Genomic DNA, 21,534 nt, shown 5'->3' with positions numbered 1-21,534 from the left:
TGTGTATTTTTAAAACATTATGCGCTATGAAATTGTGTATAATTTATGTCAGTTCACAATGTGTTCACAAATTTGAATTTCAATGTATAATTGTGTATATTACATTAGAATAAAGCACGAAGGAGCATGATACATGTCAGAAATAATCGTTTATACGCAGAATGATTGTCCACCTTGTACATTTGTAAAAAATTATCTAAATGAGCATCACATTGATTTTGAAGAGAGAAATATCAACAATCAACAATATCGAAACGAAATGATAGATTTTGATGCTTTTTCAACTCCGTTTATTTTGTTGAATGGCAATCCAATGTACCATGTTGATCTTGATGAAATCAACAAAGTATTAAATATCCAAGATTAATTTTCATCTAAATCAACTTCATCATTTATAGCTATCATAAATTAAATATCGATTTTTAAATTAACTAACATTAATTAAAGAACTACATTTTGTTAATGACACATAGTTGTTTAATTAGTTAGCAACAACATTCCATTGAAATTAACATAAATCATAAAAAAGAACCCGAAGTATTCATAATTACTTACAATGAATACTTCGGGTTTATTTATAATTCTGTCTTTCGAAAGAATTAATTATTTTACGTAGTTGTTAACTAATTCAATAACTTCTTCTTGCGTTGCACAGTCGACTGCACGGTTAGCAAGTTCAGTCATTTCATTTTTACTTAAACCATTAATTTGTCTTCTTGCTTTCAGAATAGACGTTGCACTCATAGAGAACTCATCTAAACCTAAACCAAGCAATAATGGAATAGCTGTTTCATCTCCAGCCATTTCACCACACATACCTGTCCATTTACCTTCTTTATGTGACGCTTCAATAACTTGTTTAACTAAACGTAAGATTGAAGGGTTATATGGTTGGTATAGATATGATACACGCTCTGACATACGGTCAGCAGCTAATGTGTATTGAATTAAATCATTTGTACCGATACTGAAGAAATCTACTTCTTTAGCAAAGACATCAGCTAATGCTGCTGTTGCAGGTATCTCTACCATGATTCCTAATTCTATATCATCCGAAATGTCATGACCTTCATTTTTAAGGTTTTCTTTTTCTTCTAATAATATAGCTTTAGCTTCTCTAAATTCGTTAATTGTTGCAACCATTGGGAACATGATATTTAACTTACCATAAACTGATGCACGTAATAATGCACGTAGCTGTGGTCTGAAAATATCTTGTTGCGCAAGGCATAAACGAATCGCACGGTAACCTAAGAATGGATTCATTTCTTCAGGCAAGTTTAAGTATGATAATTCTTTATCTCCACCTATATCTAAAGTACGTACAACAACACGTTTACCGCCCATTGCTTCTAATACTTCTTTATAAGCTTCAAATTGTTCTTCTTCTGTAGGCATTTGGTCACGACCCATATATAAAAACTCAGTTCTATATAAGCCGATACCTTGTGCACCATTTTCAATAACACCTGGCAAATCATTAGGTGTACCAATATTTGCAGCAAGCTCTGCGTGAACACCATCAACTGTAACAGTATCAGCATCACGTAGTTTTTGTAATTCTTTCTTGTCAGCAAAATAACGCTCACGTTTATCTTGATAAGCGATTAACTCATCTTCAGTTGGATTAACGATTACATCACCATTTAATCCATCTACGATAATCATGTCGCCTTGTTTAACTTCTTGAGTAATTGATTTTGTACCAACAATTGCTGGAATTTCTAAAGAACGACTCATAATTGCAGAGTGACTTGTTCTTCCGCCAATGTTTGTAGCAAAACCTTGTACGAATTCTTTATTTAATTGAGCAGTATCAGATGGCGTTAAGTCATTCCCTACAATAACAACGCTTTCATCAATCATACTCGGATTCGGTAATTCTACACCTAAAATATGTGATAACACACGTTTAGAAACGTCGCGAATATCAGCCGCACGTTCTTTCATGTATTCGTTATCCATAGATTCAAAAATTGTAACAAATTGTGTTGTTACATCCGTTAATGCTGTAGCAGCATTAGCGTTTTCATTTTTAATCTTATCTTGGATTGGTTGAATTAATTCAGGGTCATCTAAAACTAATAAATGTGCATCAAAGATAGCAGCTTTATCAGCACCTAGTTGAACCTCTGCATTATTTCTAATTTTAGTTAACTCAACTTTAGAAGCTTCGATAGCGCTATTGAACTTTGCAACTTCTCCTTCAACATCAGTGACTTTTTCATTTTTGTCGAATGTTAAGTCTGGCTCAACTAATAAATAAGCTTTAGCAATTGCGACACCATCAGATGCGGCAATACCTTTAATTAATTTAGACATGATTATTTAGTCAATCCTTCTTTTGATAAGACGTCACTGATTGCTTGAATGGCGTCAGATTCATCACTACCGTCAGCATAAATTGTAATTTCAGCATCTTTACCAACACCAAGGCTCATAACACCCATGATTGATTTTAAGTTTACTTTCTTACCGTTATATTCTAATTGAATATCAGAATCGAATTTTGAAGCTGTTTGTACTAACATTGTTGCTGGTCTAGCGTGAATACCAGTCTCGTCGATGATTACATATGAATTTTGTTCCATAATTACATTTCTCCTTCGTATAGTTAGAATCTTCAATATTATTACAATACTAACTTAGTTTTATACATTAACTTTACCAAAACCATGCTTTAAATTCAATTCGTTTAAAACCGGTTTCAGTAAAATTTGCAAATTGCAAAACTATTATAGCACCTACATGACATTTTTAATAACATTTTCGCATTTTTGAATGTGATCTTTTCCAATTTTATTCATAAAATAGTAACTAATAGATGCAGACACAGCTTGTCCTACAACAAGAAACCATTTTGTTTGTTTTGCAGCAGTACGTTTAGCTACATCTCTAATTACAATTTTTAAAAATGCATTTGAAATTCTTTTACCAATAAATTGACTACCTTGAATTGCTGCTGCAGACATAATTCTTTCTTTCACATCATCCCCAAGGCTATTAACTTGCTTATGATCTAAACCATAAATTTTATTAACATCTTCGATAATATCTTTCATTAATTTTAAATCAACACCAAAATCTAAACCCGGAATTGGAACAACGCTCATTGTTGATGACATTAAAGACTTTCTCTTTACAATTGCTTCAGCACGTTGTCGTCTTTCTCTCAATTCTTGAATCGTCGTTGGCATTGCACCTTTTCCGTCAACATTTTCTATTTTAAAGACTGAATTACCGATTTTATTTGTTAAATTTGATGTTAAATTGTTTTTGAATCCCATAATATTATCACCCTTCTTTTTCTCAATAAGTTACTATACCCCTTTTTATCAAATTAATGTCTAATATTTACAAAAACAGCTTTTAAATATTTAGATGGCTTATAATGTGGATGCGTTTTAAAATCTTTTGGTAATCCCATAACTTCAGTTAATTCATAATCAACGCCACTCTCTTCAAGCGTCTTTTTAATAGTATTTTTAAATTGCTTTAATGGATATACACTTGCGTTTGTACATAACAATAATGTTCCTTCAGATGATAAGATATTTAAGGCGCCATTAATTAATTTGTCATAATCTTTTTGCACTGAAAATGTACGTTTTTTGTTACGCGCAAAGCTAGGTGGATCAATCACGATCGTGTCATAACTATGTCCATGTCGTGCAGCATATTTATAGAAATCAAAAGTGTCCATGACATAAATATATTGGGATTTAGGATCAATAGCATTTAATCCAAAATTTTCTTCAGTTAAACTACGAGAACGATTAGCCAAATCTACACTTGTTGTTGAAGATGCCTCACTTGCTGCTATTGCAGAAAAAGCACCTGTATAACTAAATAAGTTTAAAACATGGCGTTCTTTGGCATATTGATCCCTTAATTTCTTGCGCACTTCTTTTTGATCTAAAAAGATACCTGTCATCAAACCATCTTCAAGGTCTACATTATAAAATGTGAAGTTTTCTTCGATAACAATTGGAAACTCAGGTGCATCTCCTTCAACAAAACCACCACTATATTCGCTGTCTTTAAATCTTACTTTTTCGTAAATAGATTTATAATCAAATACTTTTCTAACCGCTTCAAGAATGGCATATTTAAATTTATAAATACCTTTTGAGTACCATTGAATCAACAAATGACCATCGTAATTGTCGATTGTTAATCCCCCAACACCATCACCTTCAGCATTAAATAATCTAAAAGCATTTGTTCCATCTATATTAAAATAATAATCACGTTCTGCTAATGCAGTATTAAACAATTTTACAAAGAAAGCTGTGTTGATTTGTTGAGCTTTATCGTATGTTAGAACCCAACCTAATCCTTTATGTTGGCGACCAACATAAGCCGTTGCGACATATTGTGATTTATCAGTCACAATTTGAAAAATATCTCCTTCTTTTAAATGATCTTGTGAATAGATATCCTCTTCTTCAATTAAAGGATATCCATTAAAATATTTTGTTTCTTTGCCTTTGTTCAGAGTTGCTATTTTCATCTGACAACTTCCTTTCTGTGTTTCGTTGTAGTTTTATATAGATTAAATTGTTTGCCAAATTTCAATATCATCTACTTCTAATCTTACTGTTGATTTTAACAAATTAGTAATTTGAATGATATATGTTAAATTTCTACAAAGGAAATACTATATATCGTTTCGCAAATTCCATAAGTCGCTTCAACTATTTACTAGTTTTCTTGATTTTACAAATGGATAACTTTTCAACTATTTTATTTGCACTAAAACTTTGTATACAATTTTCAATACTTAATTCACATCACCTGAATCAATCAAATCTAGTTACAAAAAAAGTACTATCCATAAACTTCATTGACCTGTATCTAAGTAAGTTAGAGATATATCTAACTTATAGCGTACACATCAAAATGTTTAATAGATAGTACTTTTATAATGCTTTTAATTATGGTCGCTCTCGTAATTGTAACGAATAAGAAATGATGATTGCCAATAACATTAATAGTAATGTTGGCGTAATGAACACTGAAAGTAATAGTCCATGAATCATTATATTTATAAATTCCGTTAACAATTTAAAGAATAAAATGCTCCCCATAAATAATTGTAAATAATAAAACTTACCTTTCAAGTGGAAAGTTAACGTTGTAGCGATATATGCGATAATAATGAATAACAGAATTAATAATGTAACCCATTCAATAACATATTGTGTCTGTGATAATTTCCAATCACCAGATACAAATAATGCATTACGATTATTAAATTCTAAAAATGTGAATAAAAAGATGACGACACCACAAAATAGTTCGACATACATTGGTTTAACCCATTTCGGTTTTCTCATCCAATCAGGAATATCGTCTTCTTGAATATCGATAATATCATTAACTTTCTTTTTGAATTTATCTCTTTTAGCTCTAATTTTATCTAAATCGACACTTCTTCTTGTCTTACGTGCATATTCTGTAGTCTTATCTTGGAGTTGTTTCAAGTGAATTTTAGTTTGATTCGTGACATTCCCTTTACTTGTTCTTGATAATTCTGGCTCCTCTTCACCTAATTCTTGCTTTGTTAAAGGTAAAGCTCGGCGCAAGAACAAGAAATTCCAAATAGCCATTTGACCAAGTAACCACATAATTATAAAGAAAGCATTGACACTTAAGATATCAATTGACTCTATTTCATTAGCATCAATTCTGCCATACAATGCAATTTGTGTAATTAAGTAACTTATACCATAACTCACAATTATCCACATGAAATGATTTTTTACATTTTCCTGATTCAATTCATCTTTATAGACGATATATCCTATATGAATTGTAAATGGAATAATGAAAATCACTGCAAAGAATCCATAAACTTGAGTCATTAATATAAGAGTAATAATAAAGTACATGATACCGATAACTAAGAAAAAGATAGAAATATCATAGTCATACTTAATAGTTCTAAGTAATGTATGACCAATCAACATAACTAAAATACCGAATATAATTATCACAATTGCACTAACTATAGGGAAATTACCTATAAATCGACTCATTACTTTAATAATTTCACTGAAAAATGCATTCAGAAATTCCCACACATTATGAACATGTGTATCAACTTTTTTACCACCATTTAATTGTTTAATTAATGGCAAGTTAATTAAAATAATGAGACCAGTGAAGAGTGAAACGATACCGATTAAATAGCTAAAAATAATTTCGGCGTGTTTCCTAAGAAAAGACATTATGTTCACCTCAAAATCATTATATATTAATCTAATGTTGTTGTCTTTAGATAAATGAATAAATAGTGCTATAGACTTAGAAAAGTTTAACGAAAGTACAACCGGGTAAGATTTATATATAAATAATTATCCAATTTGGGAGGAATTAATCATGTCTAATGAAAATCAAAATAAAAAAGCAGCAGAAAAAGCTAAAGAAGTTGAAGAAAAATTAAAAGATAAAAAAGAAGAAAAAACAGAAGATATTAATCAAACAAAACAAGATATCCAAGATACACTAAATTAATTTAAATCCCCTTACAACTTTTAGTTGTTAGGGGATTTTATGCATGTGCTCGGCGCATGTATCCCTCTCCTTCCTTACAACTTTTAGTTGTTAGGGGCTTTTATGCATGTGCTCGGCGCATGTATCCCTCTTCTTCCTTATAAACTATAATTCGTAAGCCATTATGCACGGGTTCTTCACTGTTGTTAAAGAGGTATGATTGATAAGTATCCCTCTTCATTTATCAGCTCAATATTATTACATGTCACATATTTTTATATCTTTAATTACTAACATTCCTACTACATCTTCAATTTAAATCCAATGCTAATATTATAAATTTTAAATCGAATTAAACGAAATTTCATGAAGACAACCTATTGACATAAGTTTACAAACGTCTTACAGTATAATTAATTAAATAAATCGCACACACTAGGGGTGTTTTATACTGAGATGAGGCTTGCCCTCAAACCCTTTGAACCTGATCTAGCTTGAACTAGCGTAGGAAAGTGTTACTATACATATGTTTTACTAATATATATTGTGAACGCATAACTTTCCTATGGATGGTTGTGCGTTTTTTTATTAGGAGGATGTAAAAATGTCAAAAGGTTTAAAGCTATCTGAAATACTAGTAACCGTACTTATTTCACTAGTATTCGCAGTTATTTACAATTTATGGTGGTTTGTTTACAATGGTGTGCAAGCTACAGGCCTTCACCTCGAACAATTAACAAACGGGGTTTGGTTCATGGCAGCGATTGTCTGCTATCTAATTATTCCAAAACCAGGTATTGCTTTACTGGCTGAATTTGCTGCAGGTGCCGGCGAAACTATCATTATGGGTCGTTTCGATATTCCGACAATCGTTTACGCTTTTATACAAGGTTTAGCGTGTGAACTTGTCTTTGCAATTTTTAAATATCAATCACGTTCAGTTATGGTAGCTATGTTAGCAGGTTTTTGTACAGCAATCGCGGCTTTCCCGATAGATTATTTCTATGGTTATTTAAATGAAGTTGCAGGTTGGAACTTAACATTATTCATCGTATTTAGATTAATTAGTGGTGCAGTAGTCGCCGGCGTCCTATCTTACCTTTTAGTAAAAGCTTTAGATAAGACAGGCGTAACAAAATTATTTAGACCAGCTGCTAAAGAAGATTACGACAACTTATAAGAGGAGCATTCAGAGTGTTAAAAGTAAGTGATTTACGATTAAAATATCCAAGTGGTCAACGTAAAATTTTCGATCATTTAAATATCACTATTCAAGACAAAGAAAAAGTACTTTTACTCGGTCCTTCTGGTTGCGGTAAAAGTACACTTCTGAATGTATTAAGTGGTATTGTTCCTAATTTAATTGAATTACCTATGAAATATGATGAACTAATCGTTGACCCATTAAGTGGCGTTATTTTCCAAGACCCTGATAGCCAGTTTTGTATGCCAAAAGTATACGAAGAACTTGCATTCGTTTTAGAAAATAGACAATTACCACGTGAAGACATGGATGCGTTAATTATCAATGCTTTAAATATGGTCAATTTAAATGTTACCCCTGAAACGTATATCAAAGATTTAAGTGGCGGGATGAAACAGAAATTGGCAATTGTTGAAACCATTCTTCAACAATCAAAAACATTGTTTTTAGATGAACCGACAGCAATGTTAGATGTTCAAGCAACAGAAGATTTATGGACTAAACTAATTGAACTTTGGGAAGATCAAACGGTTGTAATCGTTGAACATAAAGTTAAACACATCTGGAATCATGTCGACCGCGTCATTTTGATGGATTATAACGGAAATATCATTGCCGATGAATGTCCTGAAATCATATTACAGAAGTATGTTCATTTACTCAGTGAATATGGTGTGTGGCATCCACGTGCATGGGAATTCGCACCAAGTCGTGTTGACTTTCCAACAACAAACTCACACTTATTACAATTTAAAAATGGACGTATTATTCGCGGTAAATCAACATTGCTCTCATTCTCAGATTTAGAAATTGGTCTAGGTGAGTGGATTACAATTACAGGGGCAAATGGTAGTGGTAAAACAACCTTGCTTGAATCAATTATGCAATTGATTAAATATCAAGGTGATGTTTATTTTGAAAATCAGCGTTTAACAAAAATTAAACATGCAGCAAAACACATGTACCTAGTTTATCAAAACCCAGAATTACAATTTATAACAAATTCGGTTTATGATGAAATTAACATTCATTTTAATCACCTTTCTAAAGATCAAAGTGATGATGAAACGATACAACTTTTAAAACTTTTAGATTTACAAAATGTAAAAGATCAACATCCTTATGAGTTGTCTATTGGTCAAAAACGACGCCTTAGCGTAGCTACCGCACTAAGTTCTAAAGCTGATATTATCTTTTTAGATGAACCGACATTTGGACTTGATAGCCATAATACATTCCAGTTGATCAAACTTTTCCAAAAGCGAATTAATTTGGGACAAAGTATTGTCATGGTTACACATGACGATGAAATAATTGAACGTTATCCATCAAGAAGACTTAAAATTTCAGATGGTGCGTTACTAGATTGTGATGGTGATACGAATGTATGAGCAATGGAAAGTTCGGCAATCATTTGTTGATGATGTCAACATTATAACGAAACTATTTCTTGGAATTATACTATTTTTCTTTATTATATTTGTGCATAATTTCGATTTTATGCTTTATATCACTATCTTAATGTTAGTTTTCTTATTGATGTTTAATGGTACTCAGTTTAAAATTACAGCAATTTTTATAACTATAAGTATTGGCTTTGCATTACTCTCTTCCCTGTTCATGATTTTATACGGGAATGGTAGCCATACAATTTTGAAATTCGGATTTATCCATATTACAACAGAAAGTTTAGTTCGTGGTTTACATGTATCATTAAGAACCATTGCTATTTCATTTTTCGGTATCTTAATCGCACTTACATCTCAGGTTGTCATGATATTTTATAGTTTAATGCAACATTTAAAGGTTAAATCAAAAGTTGCTTATGCATTCATGGCTGCCATTCGTATGATACCTTTAATGATTAGTTCTTTAATACAGCTTCGCAGATCTTTAAAAATGCGCTATCAGATGATAGACGCGGCAAATTATAGAGGGTTAAAGCGATTTAAGCATTTAATTATACCTCTATTAAGCCAAAATATTAGAAAGGCACATCAATTATCAGTTGCGATGGAGTCGAAAGGATTTAGAGATGGTCCTCGTACTTACTATTACAACGTACCTTTCTCATATAAAGATATAATCTTTATTATAGTTTTAATTGCCATTATTACTATGGCATATTATTGTTCAATCACCTTACCCATCACGGGCATAGATGATGTTCGTCTTGGTCGTGTAGGTTAAATTTTATCCATAATTGTATAGATACTAAATTAGAAATTCATTGTATAGAAAAAGAAAACCATTTATTCCATACTAAACAAAAGAGGTGCCACAAACATGTTATTTTGTTCATCCAAACATGTTGTGGCGCCTCTTTTGTATTACATATGCATAATCACAAATTTGGTACAGAAATCAATGTCCTAGACTCTACAACTAAAAAAGCTATGAAAAAATCTATCGTTATAGATTCGTTCATAGCTAATCTTAGTATTTTAAATTTACTTATTTAAGTTGTAGTGCTTTATTCGCAATGTCATGACGATAGAATAAATGGTCACTTTGTATTTGTGATACTTTTTTGTATGCGTCTCGCTGTGCATCTTGTACATTGTCACCTTTTCCGATGGCAAGTATAACTCTACCACCTGAAGTAACAAAGGTATCACCTTGCTTCTTTAATCCACTAACAAAATAGTTTTCATTTAAATCAAAGCCACTTACTTTATGCCCTTTTTCATATGCATCAGGATATCCTTTTGATGCCAACATGACCCCTACAATAGATTCATTTTTCCATTTGAATTCAGTACGTTTTCCTTCATCTAAATCAATAATATGCTGCATTAAATCACTTTCCATGCGACTTAATAATACTTGAGCTTCAGGATCACCAAAACGGGCATTAAATTCTATTACTTTTGGACCATCTTTAGTTAAAATAGCACCAATGTATAATACACCGAAGAATTGATAACCTTCATTAAGCATTGCCTTTGCAATGGGTTGTGCAATTGTTTCATTTGTAAGTTTTAAAACATCGTCACTAATATGTGGTACTGGACAATAAGCCCCCATACCACCAGTATTTGGTCCTTCATCATGATCAAATGCGCGTTTATGATCTTGTGCAATACAGTCGAAAGGTACTGCTAAATCACCATTAACAAATGTCATTAGCGAGAACTCTTCACCTTCTAAAAACGTTTCAAATACAACAGTACCTTCTTCTTCATCACCATACATAATCTCAATAGCACTTCTGGCTGCTTCAATAGTATCTGCAATAATAACGCCTTTCCCAGCAGCTAACCCATCTTTCTTGACAACAACGGGCAATTCACAGTTTTCAATATATGTTAAAGCATCCTTTTTTCGCTCAACTTCTTTATAATCAGCAGTTGGAATATTATATTTTTCCATTATCTTTTTAGCAAATAATTTTGAGCCTTCGATTTGAGCTGCTTGCTTATTTGGACCAAACACTTTGAAACCATTCGCTCGTAAAATGTCTGCTAATCCATCAATTAGCGGCTGTTCTGGACCTATAACTACCCAATCAACATTTTGCCGTTTAGCAAAATCTAGTATCGCTTGATGATCAGATTCTGAAATTTCAGTGTGTACTTCAGCTATAGGTGTCATTGCCTCATTACCTGGAATGACAAACACTTGTTTAACTAGATTCGATTGATTAAGTTTATATGCAAGTGCATGTTCTCGTCCACCAGCACCAATTACTAATACATTCATTTATGTTACGCCCCTTTAAAATTAGTGTTTAAAATGTCGAGTGCCTGTGACTACCATTGCAATACCATGTTTATTAGCCATATCAATTGAATCTTGATCTTTAATCGAACCACCCGGTTGGATAATTGCCTTTATACCATGTTGTGCTGCAAGTTCAACTGTATCTCCCATAGGGAAAAATCCATCAGATACTAACGCTACATGATCATTGATTTCAATAGCTCTCTCTAACGCAATTTTAGCAGCACCGACACGATTCATTTGTCCAGCACCTATACCTACAGTTTGTTTATTATTACTTAAAATAATTGCATTACTTTTTACTGATGGTACAACTTTCCATCCTAATAACATTGCTTCCCATTGTTCATCTGTAGGTGCTACTTCTGTAACAACTTTCATTTCTTCTTTTGGCACGACATAATTGTCTTTATCTTGAACTAAATATCCGCCAGATACTGAAACAAACTCTTCTTCGTTACTGTCTATAGTCATATCAATTTCTAATAATCTTACATTCTTCTTTTGTTTTAAAATATCTAATGCTTCATCTGTAAATTTTGGTGCAATAATGACTTCCAAAAAGATACTATGCAATTGCTCTGCTAACTCAGGTGTTACAGCTCGGTTTAATGCAACAATTCCACCAAATATTGATTGACTATCCGCTTCATACGCATGTTGAAATGCTTGTTCTATCGTGTCACCGATACCAACACCACATGGATTCATGTGTTTAACCGCAACTGTAGCAGGTGTATCAAACTTTTTAACTAAAGCTAGTGTAGCATCTGCATCTTTAATATTGTTATAGCTTAATTGTTTCCCATGTAATTGTTTAGCGCCTGCAATCGTGTGCTTAGCATTCGAAGTTCTCACAAAATACGCTGATTGTTGTGGATTTTCTCCATATCTTAAAGTTTCTTTATCCCCTTTAAAGAAACGTACAATCGCTTCATCATATTCTGCAGTATGCTCAAAAACTTTAATCATTAATGATTGTCTATATGACTCATCTAACGAATCGTTTCTTAATCGCGTCAATACTTCTTGATAATCTGCCGGATGTACAATTGTTGTTACATGTTTATAGTTTTTAGCTGCAGCACGTAACATTGTTGGACCACCAATATCAATATTTTCAATTGCTTCGTCCATCGTCACATCAGGGTTTGCAACAGTTTGTTGGAATGGATATAAATTAACTACTACCATATCAATTAAATCTATATGTTGTTCTGATAATTCATTTAAATGCTGCGGTTTATTTCGATCAGCTAAAATGCCACCATGAACAGCCGGATGTAATGTTTTAACACGGCCATCCATTATTTCTGGAAAATGTGTTAAGTCTGAAACAGAACGAACTGGTACATTTGCTTCATCTAATATACGTTTAGTACCACCTGTTGAATATAATTCATAATTTAATTGCGTTAACGCTTTAGCAAACTCTACAATACCTGTTTTATTTGATACGCTCAAAATAGCTTTCTTCATCACATACATACTCCTTATTTTACAATTTTAGCAATAACACTTGGATATAACTCATATTCCAATTTTTTTACTTTCTCTTCTAATTGTTCTTTTGAATCGTCCGGTCTAATATCACATTTTCTCTGTTCAATAATTTCTCCCGTATCCATACCACTATCAACATAATGTACTGTCGAACCAGTAATAGTATCGCCACTATGATATGCTTGGCCTATTGCGTCAATCCCCTTATATTTCGGCAATAGAGATGGATGTATATTCAATATTTTACCTTCAAATGAAGCTAATAAGTCTGGACCAATTAGACGCATGTAGCCAGCTAGAATAATCCACTCTACCTTATCTTCATTTAATAATGTTACTAAATGTTGTTCATACGCTGCTTTTGAATCAAATTGTTTTGGTTCATTAATATAAACAGGAATATCGTGCTTTTTTGCTCTATCTATACAAAACGCATTTTGATGATCCGTATATAGCGCCGTAACTTCAATATTTTCAAGTTTTCCTGATTCAACATGCTCAACTATATTTTCAAAGTTACTTCCTGAACCTGATGCAAAAATCGCAATTTTAACCATTGTTATACCCCCAACAATTCAATTGCAGTTGACTCATTTTTCACAATATGACCAATTTGATAGGCTTCCACATTTTGTTCTGCTAAAATCTTCAAAGCGCGTGATACATCTTTTTCATCAACGATAACCGTATAGCCAATACCCATATTAAAAATGTTATACATTTCATTTGTGTCTATATTGCCTTGTTGTTGTAACCAATCAAATATTTTTGGTGTTGGAAATGATGTAGTATCAATTCTAGCAGCATATCCGGCTGGCAATGCACGTGGAATATTTTCATAAAAACCTCCACCAGTAATATGATTCATTGCCTTAATAGAAACTTCTTTTTTCAAAGCAAGTACAGGTTTGACATATAATTTAGTTGGTTCTAAAAAGACATCGATAAATGGACGATTATCGAAGTTTGATGCCAAATCAATGCCTGATTCATTAATTAATTTGCGCACTAAACTGTATCCATTTGAATGAATGCCACTTGACGCAAGCCCTATAACAACTTGTCCCTCTTTCACTTCTGAACCATCTACATAGTCATCCTTTTCAACTGCTCCAACAGCAAATCCAGCTACATCATATTCGCCTTCGTGATACATTTCACCCATTTCAGCAGTCTCTCCACCGATAAGTGCAGTATTCGTTTCAACACATGCATCACTAATACCTTTAACAATTTGTTCAATAACTTCAGGAACAACTTTGTTTGTAGCAATGTAATCTAAAAAATATAATGGTTCTGCACCTGTCGTTAAAATATCATTAACACACATTGCGACTGCATCGATACCTATCGAATCATGTTTACCATAGTCGATAGCTAGTTTTAATTTCGTACCTACTCCGTCTGTTCCAGAAACTAAAACTGGCGCTGTCATATTTAATTGTGATAAATCAAATGTAGCACCGAATCCACCTAAACCACCGATAACTTCTTTACGCATCGTACGTTTAACATGACTAGACATTCTTTCTACAGCTTCATAACCAGCATGAATATTTACACCAGATTGTTCATATGCTTTAGACATTTAAATTTCCCTCGCTATCAAAAAAGTGTTTGTTTTTAGAAATATATTGCTTTTGTCGATGACTTAAATGCGCTTTATAATTTGCTTCATAATCATATAACCCTGCAGGATAATCTCCAGTGAAACTTTCTACACATAAGCCACTATATGGCGCGTCATAATCTAAACCAATTGATTCAATTAACCCATCTACAGATAGATATGCTAATGAATCAGCGCCAATATAATCTTTAATTTCTTCAGGTGATTTGCTTGCAGAAATTAATTCTGCCGTAGTTGAAACATCGATTCCGTAAAAACTTGGAAACATAAATTCCGGTGATGCTATACGCACATGCACTTTATTTGCACCAGAATCTTTTAACATTTTCACAATGCGTCGAATTGTCGTACCGCGAACAATGGAATCATCAACAAGAATGATATTTTTCCCATCTACTATATCTTTTACCGCAGATAACTTCACTCTCACACCTTGCTCACGTAATTCTTGAGTTGGTTGAATAAATGTTCTTGCAACATATTGATTTTTAACTAGTCCCATTTCATATGGCAAACCTATTTCTTCAGCATAACCACTCGCAGCTGATAGCGATGAATTGGGTACACCGATGACCATATCAGCATTTACAGGGCTTTCTTGGGCTAATTTTTTACCAGAAGCTTTACGTACTGCATGGACATTTTTACCAGCTATTGTTGAGTCTGGTCTAGCAAAATAAATATATTCCATCGCAGAAATTGCAGTTGTCGTATGATGTGTATAAGATTTAACTGTAATACCTTTATCGTTAATCACGACATATTCACCTGCATGAATATCTTGAACAAATTCTGCACCTAACACATCTATTGCACATGTTTCACTTGCAAGGATGTATGTCCCATCTTTCATTTTACCTACAACAAGTGGTCTGATAGCATTTGGATCTACTGCGCCATATAACGCATCTTTAGTTAAAATCGCAAATGTAAAACCGCCTTTAACTTTTCGCAAACTTTCTTTCAACGCTTCCTCAAAAGTAGGAGCTTTACTTCGACGTATCAAATGCATAATGACTTCAGTATCAGAAGACGAATGGAAGATAGCACCTTGTTTTTCTAAATTCTGACGCAATGATTTAGCATTAATGAGGTTACCATTATGACAAATACCTACACTCATATCATAAAAGTGATACAGAAACGGTTGAATATTTTCAATACCTTTATTACCTGAAGTAGCATAACGGACGTGACCAATTGCATGTTGATATCCTTTTAATCGTTCCATTTGATCATCTTTAATCGCTTCAGTTAGTAAGCCTAATCCTCGCTCGCCTTTTAATTCATTTTGATCAGAAACAACTATACCTGCACCTTCTTGACCACGATGTTGCAAACTATGAAGTCCCATATATGTTAGTTGCGCTGCTTCAGGATGATTCCAAATACCAAACACGCCACATTCTTCGTTTAATCCTGAGTAGTTAAACATTGAGCAATTGCCCCTTCCCATATTTGTTTAATATCTGAAACATTTTCACTAATCTCTGTATATGGTGTTGTTACCTTGAAATTATCACTATCTGTTAAAAGTCCAATTTCTATTGCATTATCAATATTTAAAGTTTTACCTGATTTAACAGAAACAACATATCGGCCTTGCGTCTCACTAAACAATTGTGCATTTGTTATATCTATTGAAGATTTTAATCCTAAACCGTAATGCGCACTTAGTTTAGCTAAGGTAATCAGTAAGCCACCTTTACCAACTGTTTGAACATGTGATAATAGTCCTTCACGAATAGCGGTCTTGATTGATTCACCTTTTTCAACTTCTGAACTCAAATCTAATGACTCAAATTCATGATTAACTTTGCCATAAATTAACTTTTCAAGTTGACTACCACCAAAGTCGTCCTTAGTATCACCGATTAAATATAATTTATCTCCAACTTGAGGTTCAAAATCATTTAAATAATTTACATTTTCAATCAAACCTACCATTCCAACAACTGGTGTTGGGAAAATAGAAGTACCTTTCGTTTCGTTATATAAAGATACATTACCAGAAACTACTGGTGTCTTAAGAATGTCGCATGCTTCTGCCATACCTTTCGTTGAATCTATCAACTGTTGATAGATTTCTTTCTTTTCAGGAGAACCATAATTTAAACAATCTGTCATTGCTAATGGTGTTGCACCCACGGCAATTAAATTTCGATAAGCTTCAGCTACTACCATCTTTCCACCTTCATATGGATTGTTATATACATAACGCGCTTCACCATCAATTGTTGAAGCAATTGCCTTATTTGTGCCTTCCACACGTACTACCGATGCTTGAAGTCCTGGCTTAATTATCGTATTGGCACCAACTTGTTGGTCGTATTGATCATATAAATAGTGTTTAGATGCTATAGTCGGATGCTTAAGTAATTTAAAGAAAGTATCTTTAACATCGATGTGTGTATAATCATTTTTAGAAGTATTATAATCTTTTTCTTCTCCTTCTAAAATATATACAGGTGCTTCATCAGCTAGTGGTTCAACTGGAATGTCAGCATAAACTTCGTCATCATATGTTAAAACAAAACGATTTGTATCTGTAACTTCACCTATAACAGCACTATCCAATTCGTGCTTATCAAATAAATCTAAGAATTTTTGTTCAGTACCTTTTTCAACAACTAGTAACATACGTTCTTGAGTTTCTGAAAGCATCATTTCATAAGGAGAAATACCTGGCTCACGTGTTGGCACTTGTTCTAATCTCAAATGTAACCCACTACCACCTTTTGCCGCCATTTCAGACGATGAAGATGTTAAACCAGCAGCACCCATATCTTGAATACCAACTAATTCATCAAATGTAATTGCTTCAAGTGTTGCTTCCATTAATTTTTTACCTACAAATGGATCACCGATTTGTACAGAAGGTCGTTTACTTTCGCTTTCTTCCGTCAATTCTTCAGATGCAAAAGTAGCACCATGAATACCATCTCGACCAGTTTTCAAACCAACATAAATGACCGAATTACCTACACCTTTTGCTGTGCCTTTTTGAATCATGTCGTGATTGATAACACCAACACACATTGCATTAACAAGTGGATTGCCATCATAACGTTCATCAAATTCGATTTCACCAGCAGTTGTTGGAATACCAATGCAGTTACCATAACCTCCGATACCCTTTACAACACCTTTAAGTAATCTTTGGTTTTGTTTATTATCTAATTCTCCAAATCTAAGACTGTTTAACAAATTAATAGGTCTAGCCCCAATAGAGACAATGTCACGAATGATTCCACCAACGCCTGTAGCAGCCCCTTGATATGGTTCAATTGCTGATGGATGATTGTGAGACTCTACTTTAAATACTACGGCTTGATTATCACCTATATCGACTACCCCTGCACCTTCACCAGGCCCCATAAGCACATGGTCACCTGACGTAGGAAATTGCTTTAAAAACGGTTTAGAATGTTTATAAGAGCAATGTTCACTCCACATAACAGAAAAGATACCTGTTTCTGTAAAGTTAGGTTGTCTGCCTAAAATATCGCAAACTTTTTCATATTCTTGATCACTTAATCCCATATCTTGATATACTTTTTCAAGTTTAATTTCTTCAACGCTTGGTTCGATAAATTTAGACATGTTGTTCCCTCCAACTTTTTACCATCGCTTCAAATAATTTCACACCACTATCAGTACCTAACAACGTTTCTAAAGCTCTTTCAGGATGTGGCATCATGCCACATACATTGCCTTTTTCGTTAACAATTCCTGCAATATCATCATATGAACCGTTCGGATTATTCACATATTTCAGAATAATTTGATTGTTAGCTTTTAATTGTTGATATATTTCATCAGTACAATAATAATGACCTTCACCGTGAGCTACAGGATATATAACTTTTTCACCTTGTTCATAAAGATTTGTAAATGCCGTTTGATTATTCACTATTTCTAACTCTTCATTTCTACTAATAAATAAATGTGAATCGTTATGCAATAATGCACCAGGTAATAAGCCTATTTCAGTTAAAATTTGAAACCCATTACAAACACCTAATACTGGCTTACCTTCAGCTGCAAGACGTTTAACTTCCGAAATAATCGGCGCTACACTAGCCATTGCCCCAGATCTTAAGTAATCCCCGAATGAAAATCCACCAGGAATAAGTACGCCATCAAATCCACTTAGTGATGTTTCTCTATAATCTACATATTCCGCTTCAACACCACTTTTAATAGCAGCATTAAACATGTCTCTATCACAATTCGAACCTGGAAAAACAAGAACCGCAAATTTCATTTTATGCATTCTCCTTTTCATCATCTAACACTTTATAGCTATATTCTTCAATCACTGTATTTGCAAACAATTTTTCACTTAGAGTTGTAATAATGTTGTGTACCTTTTCATCACTAACCTCATCCACTGTCATATATAATACTTTTCCTACACGAATATCATTCACTTGTGCATAACCTAAGTCATGTACAGCTCGAGTAAGCGTTTGTCCTTGCGTATCTAATACTTGTGGTTGTAATGTGATATGTAGTTCAATTGTTTTCATTATTTTAAATCCTCCAATTTGTTTAAAAATATTTGATATGTTTCAATCAGTGATCCAGTGTTATTTCTATATACATCTTTATCAAAGTTTGCATTGGTAGCTTTATCCCAAATTCGACATGTATCTGGAGATATTTCATCCGCTAACAAAATTTGACCAGTCTCAGTCTTTCCAAATTCGATTTTAAAATCTACTAATTTTAAATTCATAGCATCCATTAATTGTTTCAACACATTATTAATCTTTAATGCTTTGGATTTTAGTATTTCAATATCTTCATCTGATGCTATATTGAGCAATTTAACATGGTCATCCGTTATCAACGGATCATTTAACGCATCATTTTTATAGAAAAATTCTACAAGTGGTTCTCTAAAAACTTCACCATTTTCAAAACCTAAACGCTTTGTAATAGATCCACTAGCAATATTACGAACAACTACTTCTAATGGAATTATTTTCACAGGCTTAACTAATTGTTCTGTTTCAGATAATTGTTTAATAAAGTGACTTTCTATTCCATTTTCTTGTAAATATTTAAATATAATAGAAGTAATTTGATTATTTAATCGCCCCTTACCTGCCATTGTGTCTTTCTTAGCCCCGTTTCCAGCAGTAACTTCATCTTTATATTCAACTCTTAATTCATTTTCTTGATTTGTTGAGAAAATGCGCTTCGCTTTTCCTTCATATAATAATGTCATGCTTTAATTACTCCCCTCATATTTAGCGTACATATCTTGTTCAGTTTGGTTTACATCATTCGTTAGTACAGTCATATGCCCCATTTTTCTGCTATCTTTACGCTCAGACTTACCATAAATATGTAAGTGCCACTCTGGATGTTCATTAAATTCATTTTCCAATAAATCTAAATCTTTACCTAGTAAGTTCATCATGACTGCTGGCTTTAATAATTCAATTGAATTTGGTAATGATTGTCCGGTAACTGCTAAAATATGAGTATCAAATTGTGAATAATCACATGCTTCAATTGAATAATGTCCGGAATTGTGAGGCCTTGGTGCTATCTCGTTCACATACAATTGGTTGTTACTATCTATAAAAAATTCAACTGTAAATGTTCCAATGAAATGAATCGATTGGATAATTTTATTAACTTGCTCTTTCGCCTCAGCTGTTTTATCTATTCTCGCTGGAACAATTGTTTTGAAAAGTATTTGATTTCTATGCTCATTTTCTTGTAATGGGAAAAAAGTGATTTGATTGTTGTTTCCTCTTGTAACAGTAAGAGATACTTCTTTCTTGATATTCAAATATTTTTCAGCTACGCATTCACTAGTTTCAATTAATTTAAAACCTTCTTGTAAGTCTTTTTCGTTGTTAATTAAAACTTGACCTTTGCCATCGTAGCCACCAAATCTAGTTTTTACAATAAAAGGATATCCTAATGTTTCAATTGCTTTGTCAATATCTGTAGATTCTTTTACTGAAATGAACGGGACAACTTTGGTACCAGCACTTTTTAATGTTTCTTTTTCAGTTAAGCGATCTTGTAATAACTGTATAGCTTGGTAACCTTGCGGAATATTGTACTTTTCACATAATAGTTTTAATTGTTGGGCTGAAATGTTTTCAAATTCATAAGTAATCACATCACATTTTTGTCCTAATTGATTGAGTGCCTTTTCATCGTCATACTTGGCTTGTATAAATTCGTGTGCAACGTATCTACATGGACAATCTTCAGAAGGATCCAATACAACCACTTTATAACCCATTTTTTGAGCTGATTGTGCCATCATCTTTCCAAGCTGACCACCACCAATAATGCCAATAGTCGCACCAAACTTTAATTTATTGAAGTTCATTTTGCATGTCCTCCACTTTTTGAATTAACGAAGATTCATACTGATTTAGTTTTTCAACTAAAGAAGGATTTTGAATACTTAACATTCTTGCTGCAAGTATACCTGCGTTTTTAGCACCTGCTGCACCAATTGCAGTCGTTGCAACCGGAATACCTCCTGGCATTTGAACAATTGATAATAAAGAATCTATACCCTTTAAACTTTTTGTTTCAATCGGCACTCCAATAACTGGTAGCGTCGTTAATGATGCAACCATACCTGGTAAATGTGCCGCACCGCCAGCGCCTGCAATGATAATGTTTATACCTCTTTCTCTCGCTTCAGAAGCAAATTGAACCATCATTTTTGGCGTACGATGTGCGGATACTACTTGTTTTTCGTACGGAATTTCAAAATAATCCAACATGTTACAACTCTCTTGCATAATTTTCCAATCGGAAGAACTGCCCATAATGACTGCTACTTTCACTTTGTACACCCTTTCAAAAGTTTGAATTGTGAATTACTTTAGTTGTATATTATAGATATAGCATAACAAGCAATTTCTGCTTTTTCAATCAAAAATCGAACTTTATTTTGATTTTTTATTTGAATTTACGTCTTTTGCTATGT

21 protein-coding genes and 1 riboswitch are annotated in these 21,534 nt (G+C 33.1%); of the genes, 5 read left to right on the top strand and 16 right to left on the bottom strand.

The genetic code is table 11. From position 1 onward, the window contains the following. The first annotated feature begins 133 nt into the window (after positions 1-133). Complete coding sequence (gene nrdH / locus AA076_RS05345; RefSeq protein ID WP_001289614.1) at positions 134-367, top strand: glutaredoxin-like protein NrdH; 234 nt, start codon at positions 134-136, stop codon at positions 365-367. 236 nt (positions 368-603) lie between these two features. Here the strand turns inward: nrdH and ptsP are convergent, their stop codons facing one another. From ptsP to auxA, 5 genes are all read right to left on the bottom strand, one after another. Then, positions 604-2,322, bottom strand: coding sequence for a phosphoenolpyruvate--protein phosphotransferase (gene ptsP / locus AA076_RS05340; RefSeq protein WP_000040054.1), 1,719 nt, complete (start codon positions 2,320-2,322; stop codon positions 604-606). A 2-nt stretch (positions 2,323-2,324) separates the two neighbouring features. Further along, positions 2,325-2,591, bottom strand: a complete 267-nt coding sequence (locus tag AA076_RS05335) for a phosphocarrier protein HPr (RefSeq protein WP_000437472.1) — start codon at positions 2,589-2,591, stop codon at positions 2,325-2,327. Between the two features lie 153 nt (positions 2,592-2,744). After that, positions 2,745-3,287 carry a hypothetical protein gene (locus AA076_RS05330; protein ID WP_002871061.1) on the bottom strand — a complete coding sequence of 181 codons (543 nt, stop codon included), beginning with the start codon at positions 3,285-3,287 and terminating at the stop codon, positions 2,745-2,747. Positions 3,288-3,340: 53 nt separating this feature from the next. Then, positions 3,341-4,513 (bottom strand): class I SAM-dependent rRNA methyltransferase, encoded by a 1,173-nt coding sequence (locus tag AA076_RS05325; protein WP_000685079.1) that lies wholly within the window; start codon positions 4,511-4,513, stop codon positions 3,341-3,343. Positions 4,514-4,937: 424 nt separating this feature from the next. Then, positions 4,938-6,233, bottom strand: a complete 1,296-nt coding sequence (gene auxA, locus AA076_RS05320) for a lipoteichoic acid stability factor AuxA (protein ID WP_000009069.1) — start codon at positions 6,231-6,233, stop codon at positions 4,938-4,940. Positions 6,234-6,384: 151 nt separating this feature from the next. Between auxA and graF the strand changes: the two genes are divergently transcribed. The 4 genes from graF (at position 6,385) to AA076_RS05295 (ending at position 9,892) form a co-directional block, all read left to right on the top strand. Beyond that, a complete protein-coding gene (gene graF, locus AA076_RS14755) occupies positions 6,385-6,519 on the top strand; it encodes a glycopeptide resistance-associated protein GraF (RefSeq protein WP_000064214.1) in 135 nt (44 codons plus the stop codon). A gap of 406 nt (positions 6,520-6,925) precedes the next feature. Next, a riboswitch (TPP riboswitch) is annotated at positions 6,926-7,026 on the top strand. Between the two features lie 76 nt (positions 7,027-7,102). Next, positions 7,103-7,678, top strand: a complete 576-nt coding sequence (locus tag AA076_RS05305; RefSeq protein WP_002871060.1) for an ECF transporter S component — start codon at positions 7,103-7,105, stop codon at positions 7,676-7,678. Between the two features lie 14 nt (positions 7,679-7,692). Next, a complete protein-coding gene (locus tag AA076_RS05300; RefSeq protein WP_000921968.1) occupies positions 7,693-9,093 on the top strand; it encodes an ABC transporter ATP-binding protein in 1,401 nt (466 codons plus the stop codon). Then, a complete protein-coding gene (locus tag AA076_RS05295; protein ID WP_000273253.1) occupies positions 9,086-9,892 on the top strand; it encodes an energy-coupling factor transporter transmembrane component T family protein in 807 nt (268 codons plus the stop codon). Before AA076_RS05300 ends, AA076_RS05295 begins: the two co-directional genes overlap by 8 nt. 264 nt (positions 9,893-10,156) lie before the next feature. On the opposite strand, the gene purD is transcribed toward AA076_RS05295, so the two are convergent. From purD to purE, 11 genes are read right to left on the bottom strand one after another with little or no spacing between them, the layout of a single operon-like run. Next, positions 10,157-11,404: a phosphoribosylamine--glycine ligase gene (gene purD / locus AA076_RS05290; RefSeq protein WP_001101908.1), complete on the bottom strand. Its 1,248-nt coding sequence runs from the start codon at positions 11,402-11,404 to the stop codon at positions 10,157-10,159. Positions 11,405-11,425: 21 nt separating this feature from the next. Continuing rightward, entirely contained in the window at positions 11,426-12,904 is a 1,479-nt protein-coding gene (gene purH / locus AA076_RS05285; RefSeq protein ID WP_000709290.1) for a bifunctional phosphoribosylaminoimidazolecarboxamide formyltransferase/IMP cyclohydrolase, read from the bottom strand. A 14-nt stretch (positions 12,905-12,918) separates the two neighbouring features. Then, positions 12,919-13,485: a phosphoribosylglycinamide formyltransferase gene (purN, locus tag AA076_RS05280; protein WP_000238664.1), complete on the bottom strand. Its 567-nt coding sequence runs from the start codon at positions 13,483-13,485 to the stop codon at positions 12,919-12,921. Positions 13,486-13,487: 2 nt separating this feature from the next. After that, on the bottom strand, positions 13,488-14,516 hold the full coding sequence (purM, locus tag AA076_RS05275) for a phosphoribosylformylglycinamidine cyclo-ligase (protein WP_000030812.1): 1,029 nt from the start codon (positions 14,514-14,516) through the stop codon (positions 13,488-13,490). Beyond that, a complete protein-coding gene (gene purF / locus AA076_RS05270) occupies positions 14,509-15,993 on the bottom strand; it encodes an amidophosphoribosyltransferase (protein WP_000483713.1) in 1,485 nt (494 codons plus the stop codon). The genes purM and purF overlap by 8 nt, the downstream gene beginning before the upstream one ends. Beyond that, on the bottom strand, positions 15,972-18,161 hold the full coding sequence (gene purL / locus AA076_RS05265) for a phosphoribosylformylglycinamidine synthase subunit PurL (protein ID WP_000032727.1): 2,190 nt from the start codon (positions 18,159-18,161) through the stop codon (positions 15,972-15,974). The genes purF and purL overlap by 22 nt, the downstream gene beginning before the upstream one ends. Next, complete coding sequence (gene purQ / locus AA076_RS05260) at positions 18,154-18,825, bottom strand: phosphoribosylformylglycinamidine synthase I (protein WP_000666799.1); 672 nt, start codon at positions 18,823-18,825, stop codon at positions 18,154-18,156. The genes purL and purQ overlap by 8 nt, the downstream gene beginning before the upstream one ends. Position 18,826: 1 nt before the next feature. After that, positions 18,827-19,090 carry a phosphoribosylformylglycinamidine synthase subunit PurS gene (gene purS, locus AA076_RS05255; protein ID WP_000848350.1) on the bottom strand — a complete coding sequence of 88 codons (264 nt, stop codon included), beginning with the start codon at positions 19,088-19,090 and terminating at the stop codon, positions 18,827-18,829. Next, entirely contained in the window at positions 19,090-19,794 is a 705-nt protein-coding gene (purC, locus tag AA076_RS05250) for a phosphoribosylaminoimidazolesuccinocarboxamide synthase (protein ID WP_000174053.1), read from the bottom strand. The genes purS and purC overlap by 1 nt, the downstream gene beginning before the upstream one ends. Before the next feature lie 3 nt (positions 19,795-19,797). Continuing rightward, on the bottom strand, positions 19,798-20,922 hold the full coding sequence (gene purK, locus AA076_RS05245; RefSeq protein WP_002871056.1) for a 5-(carboxyamino)imidazole ribonucleotide synthase: 1,125 nt from the start codon (positions 20,920-20,922) through the stop codon (positions 19,798-19,800). Next, positions 20,909-21,391 carry a 5-(carboxyamino)imidazole ribonucleotide mutase gene (gene purE, locus AA076_RS05240; RefSeq protein WP_000861572.1) on the bottom strand — a complete coding sequence of 161 codons (483 nt, stop codon included), beginning with the start codon at positions 21,389-21,391 and terminating at the stop codon, positions 20,909-20,911. The genes purK and purE overlap by 14 nt, the downstream gene beginning before the upstream one ends. Positions 21,392-21,534: the final 143 nt, after the last annotated feature.

The organism is Staphylococcus aureus (assembly GCF_001027105.1).
GTDB classification, from domain to species: domain Bacteria; phylum Bacillota; class Bacilli; order Staphylococcales; family Staphylococcaceae; genus Staphylococcus; species Staphylococcus aureus.
This window is presented reverse-complemented; position numbering and strand designations above follow the sequence as displayed.

What these genes read in the sequence shown, in the direction of transcription:
- nrdH (WP_001289614.1), top strand. Translation starts at nt 134, where the DNA reads ATGTCAGAAATAATCGTTTATACGCAGAATGATTGTCCACCTTGTACA.
- ptsP (WP_000040054.1), bottom strand. Translation starts at nt 2,322, where the DNA reads ATGTCTAAATTAATTAAAGGTATTGCCGCATCTGATGGTGTCGCAATT.
- AA076_RS05335 (WP_000437472.1), bottom strand. Translation starts at nt 2,591, where the DNA reads ATGGAACAAAATTCATATGTAATCATCGACGAGACTGGTATTCACGCT.
- AA076_RS05330 (WP_002871061.1), bottom strand. Translation starts at nt 3,287, where the DNA reads ATGGGATTCAAAAACAATTTAACATCAAATTTAACAAATAAAATCGGT.
- AA076_RS05325 (WP_000685079.1), bottom strand. Translation starts at nt 4,513, where the DNA reads ATGAAAATAGCAACTCTGAACAAAGGCAAAGAAACAAAATATTTTAAT.
- auxA (WP_000009069.1), bottom strand. Translation starts at nt 6,233, where the DNA reads ATGTCTTTTCTTAGGAAACACGCCGAAATTATTTTTAGCTATTTAATC.
- graF (WP_000064214.1), top strand. Translation starts at nt 6,385, where the DNA reads ATGTCTAATGAAAATCAAAATAAAAAAGCAGCAGAAAAAGCTAAAGAA.
- AA076_RS05305 (WP_002871060.1), top strand. Translation starts at nt 7,103, where the DNA reads ATGTCAAAAGGTTTAAAGCTATCTGAAATACTAGTAACCGTACTTATT.
- AA076_RS05295 (WP_000273253.1), top strand. Translation starts at nt 9,086, where the DNA reads ATGTATGAGCAATGGAAAGTTCGGCAATCATTTGTTGATGATGTCAAC.
- purD (WP_001101908.1), bottom strand. Translation starts at nt 11,404, where the DNA reads ATGAATGTATTAGTAATTGGTGCTGGTGGACGAGAACATGCACTTGCA.
- purH (WP_000709290.1), bottom strand. Translation starts at nt 12,904, where the DNA reads ATGAAGAAAGCTATTTTGAGCGTATCAAATAAAACAGGTATTGTAGAG.
- purN (WP_000238664.1), bottom strand. Translation starts at nt 13,485, where the DNA reads ATGGTTAAAATTGCGATTTTTGCATCAGGTTCAGGAAGTAACTTTGAA.
- purM (WP_000030812.1), bottom strand. Translation starts at nt 14,516, where the DNA reads ATGTCTAAAGCATATGAACAATCTGGTGTAAATATTCATGCTGGTTAT.
- purF (WP_000483713.1), bottom strand. Translation starts at nt 15,993, where the DNA reads ATGTTTAACTACTCAGGATTAAACGAAGAATGTGGCGTGTTTGGTATT.
- purL (WP_000032727.1), bottom strand. Translation starts at nt 18,161, where the DNA reads ATGTCTAAATTTATCGAACCAAGCGTTGAAGAAATTAAACTTGAAAAA.
- purQ (WP_000666799.1), bottom strand. Translation starts at nt 18,825, where the DNA reads ATGAAATTTGCGGTTCTTGTTTTTCCAGGTTCGAATTGTGATAGAGAC.
- purS (WP_000848350.1), bottom strand. Translation starts at nt 19,090, where the DNA reads ATGAAAACAATTGAACTACATATCACATTACAACCACAAGTATTAGAT.
- purC (WP_000174053.1), bottom strand. Translation starts at nt 19,794, where the DNA reads ATGACATTATTATATGAAGGAAAAGCGAAGCGCATTTTCTCAACAAAT.
- purK (WP_002871056.1), bottom strand. Translation starts at nt 20,922, where the DNA reads ATGAACTTCAATAAATTAAAGTTTGGTGCGACTATTGGCATTATTGGT.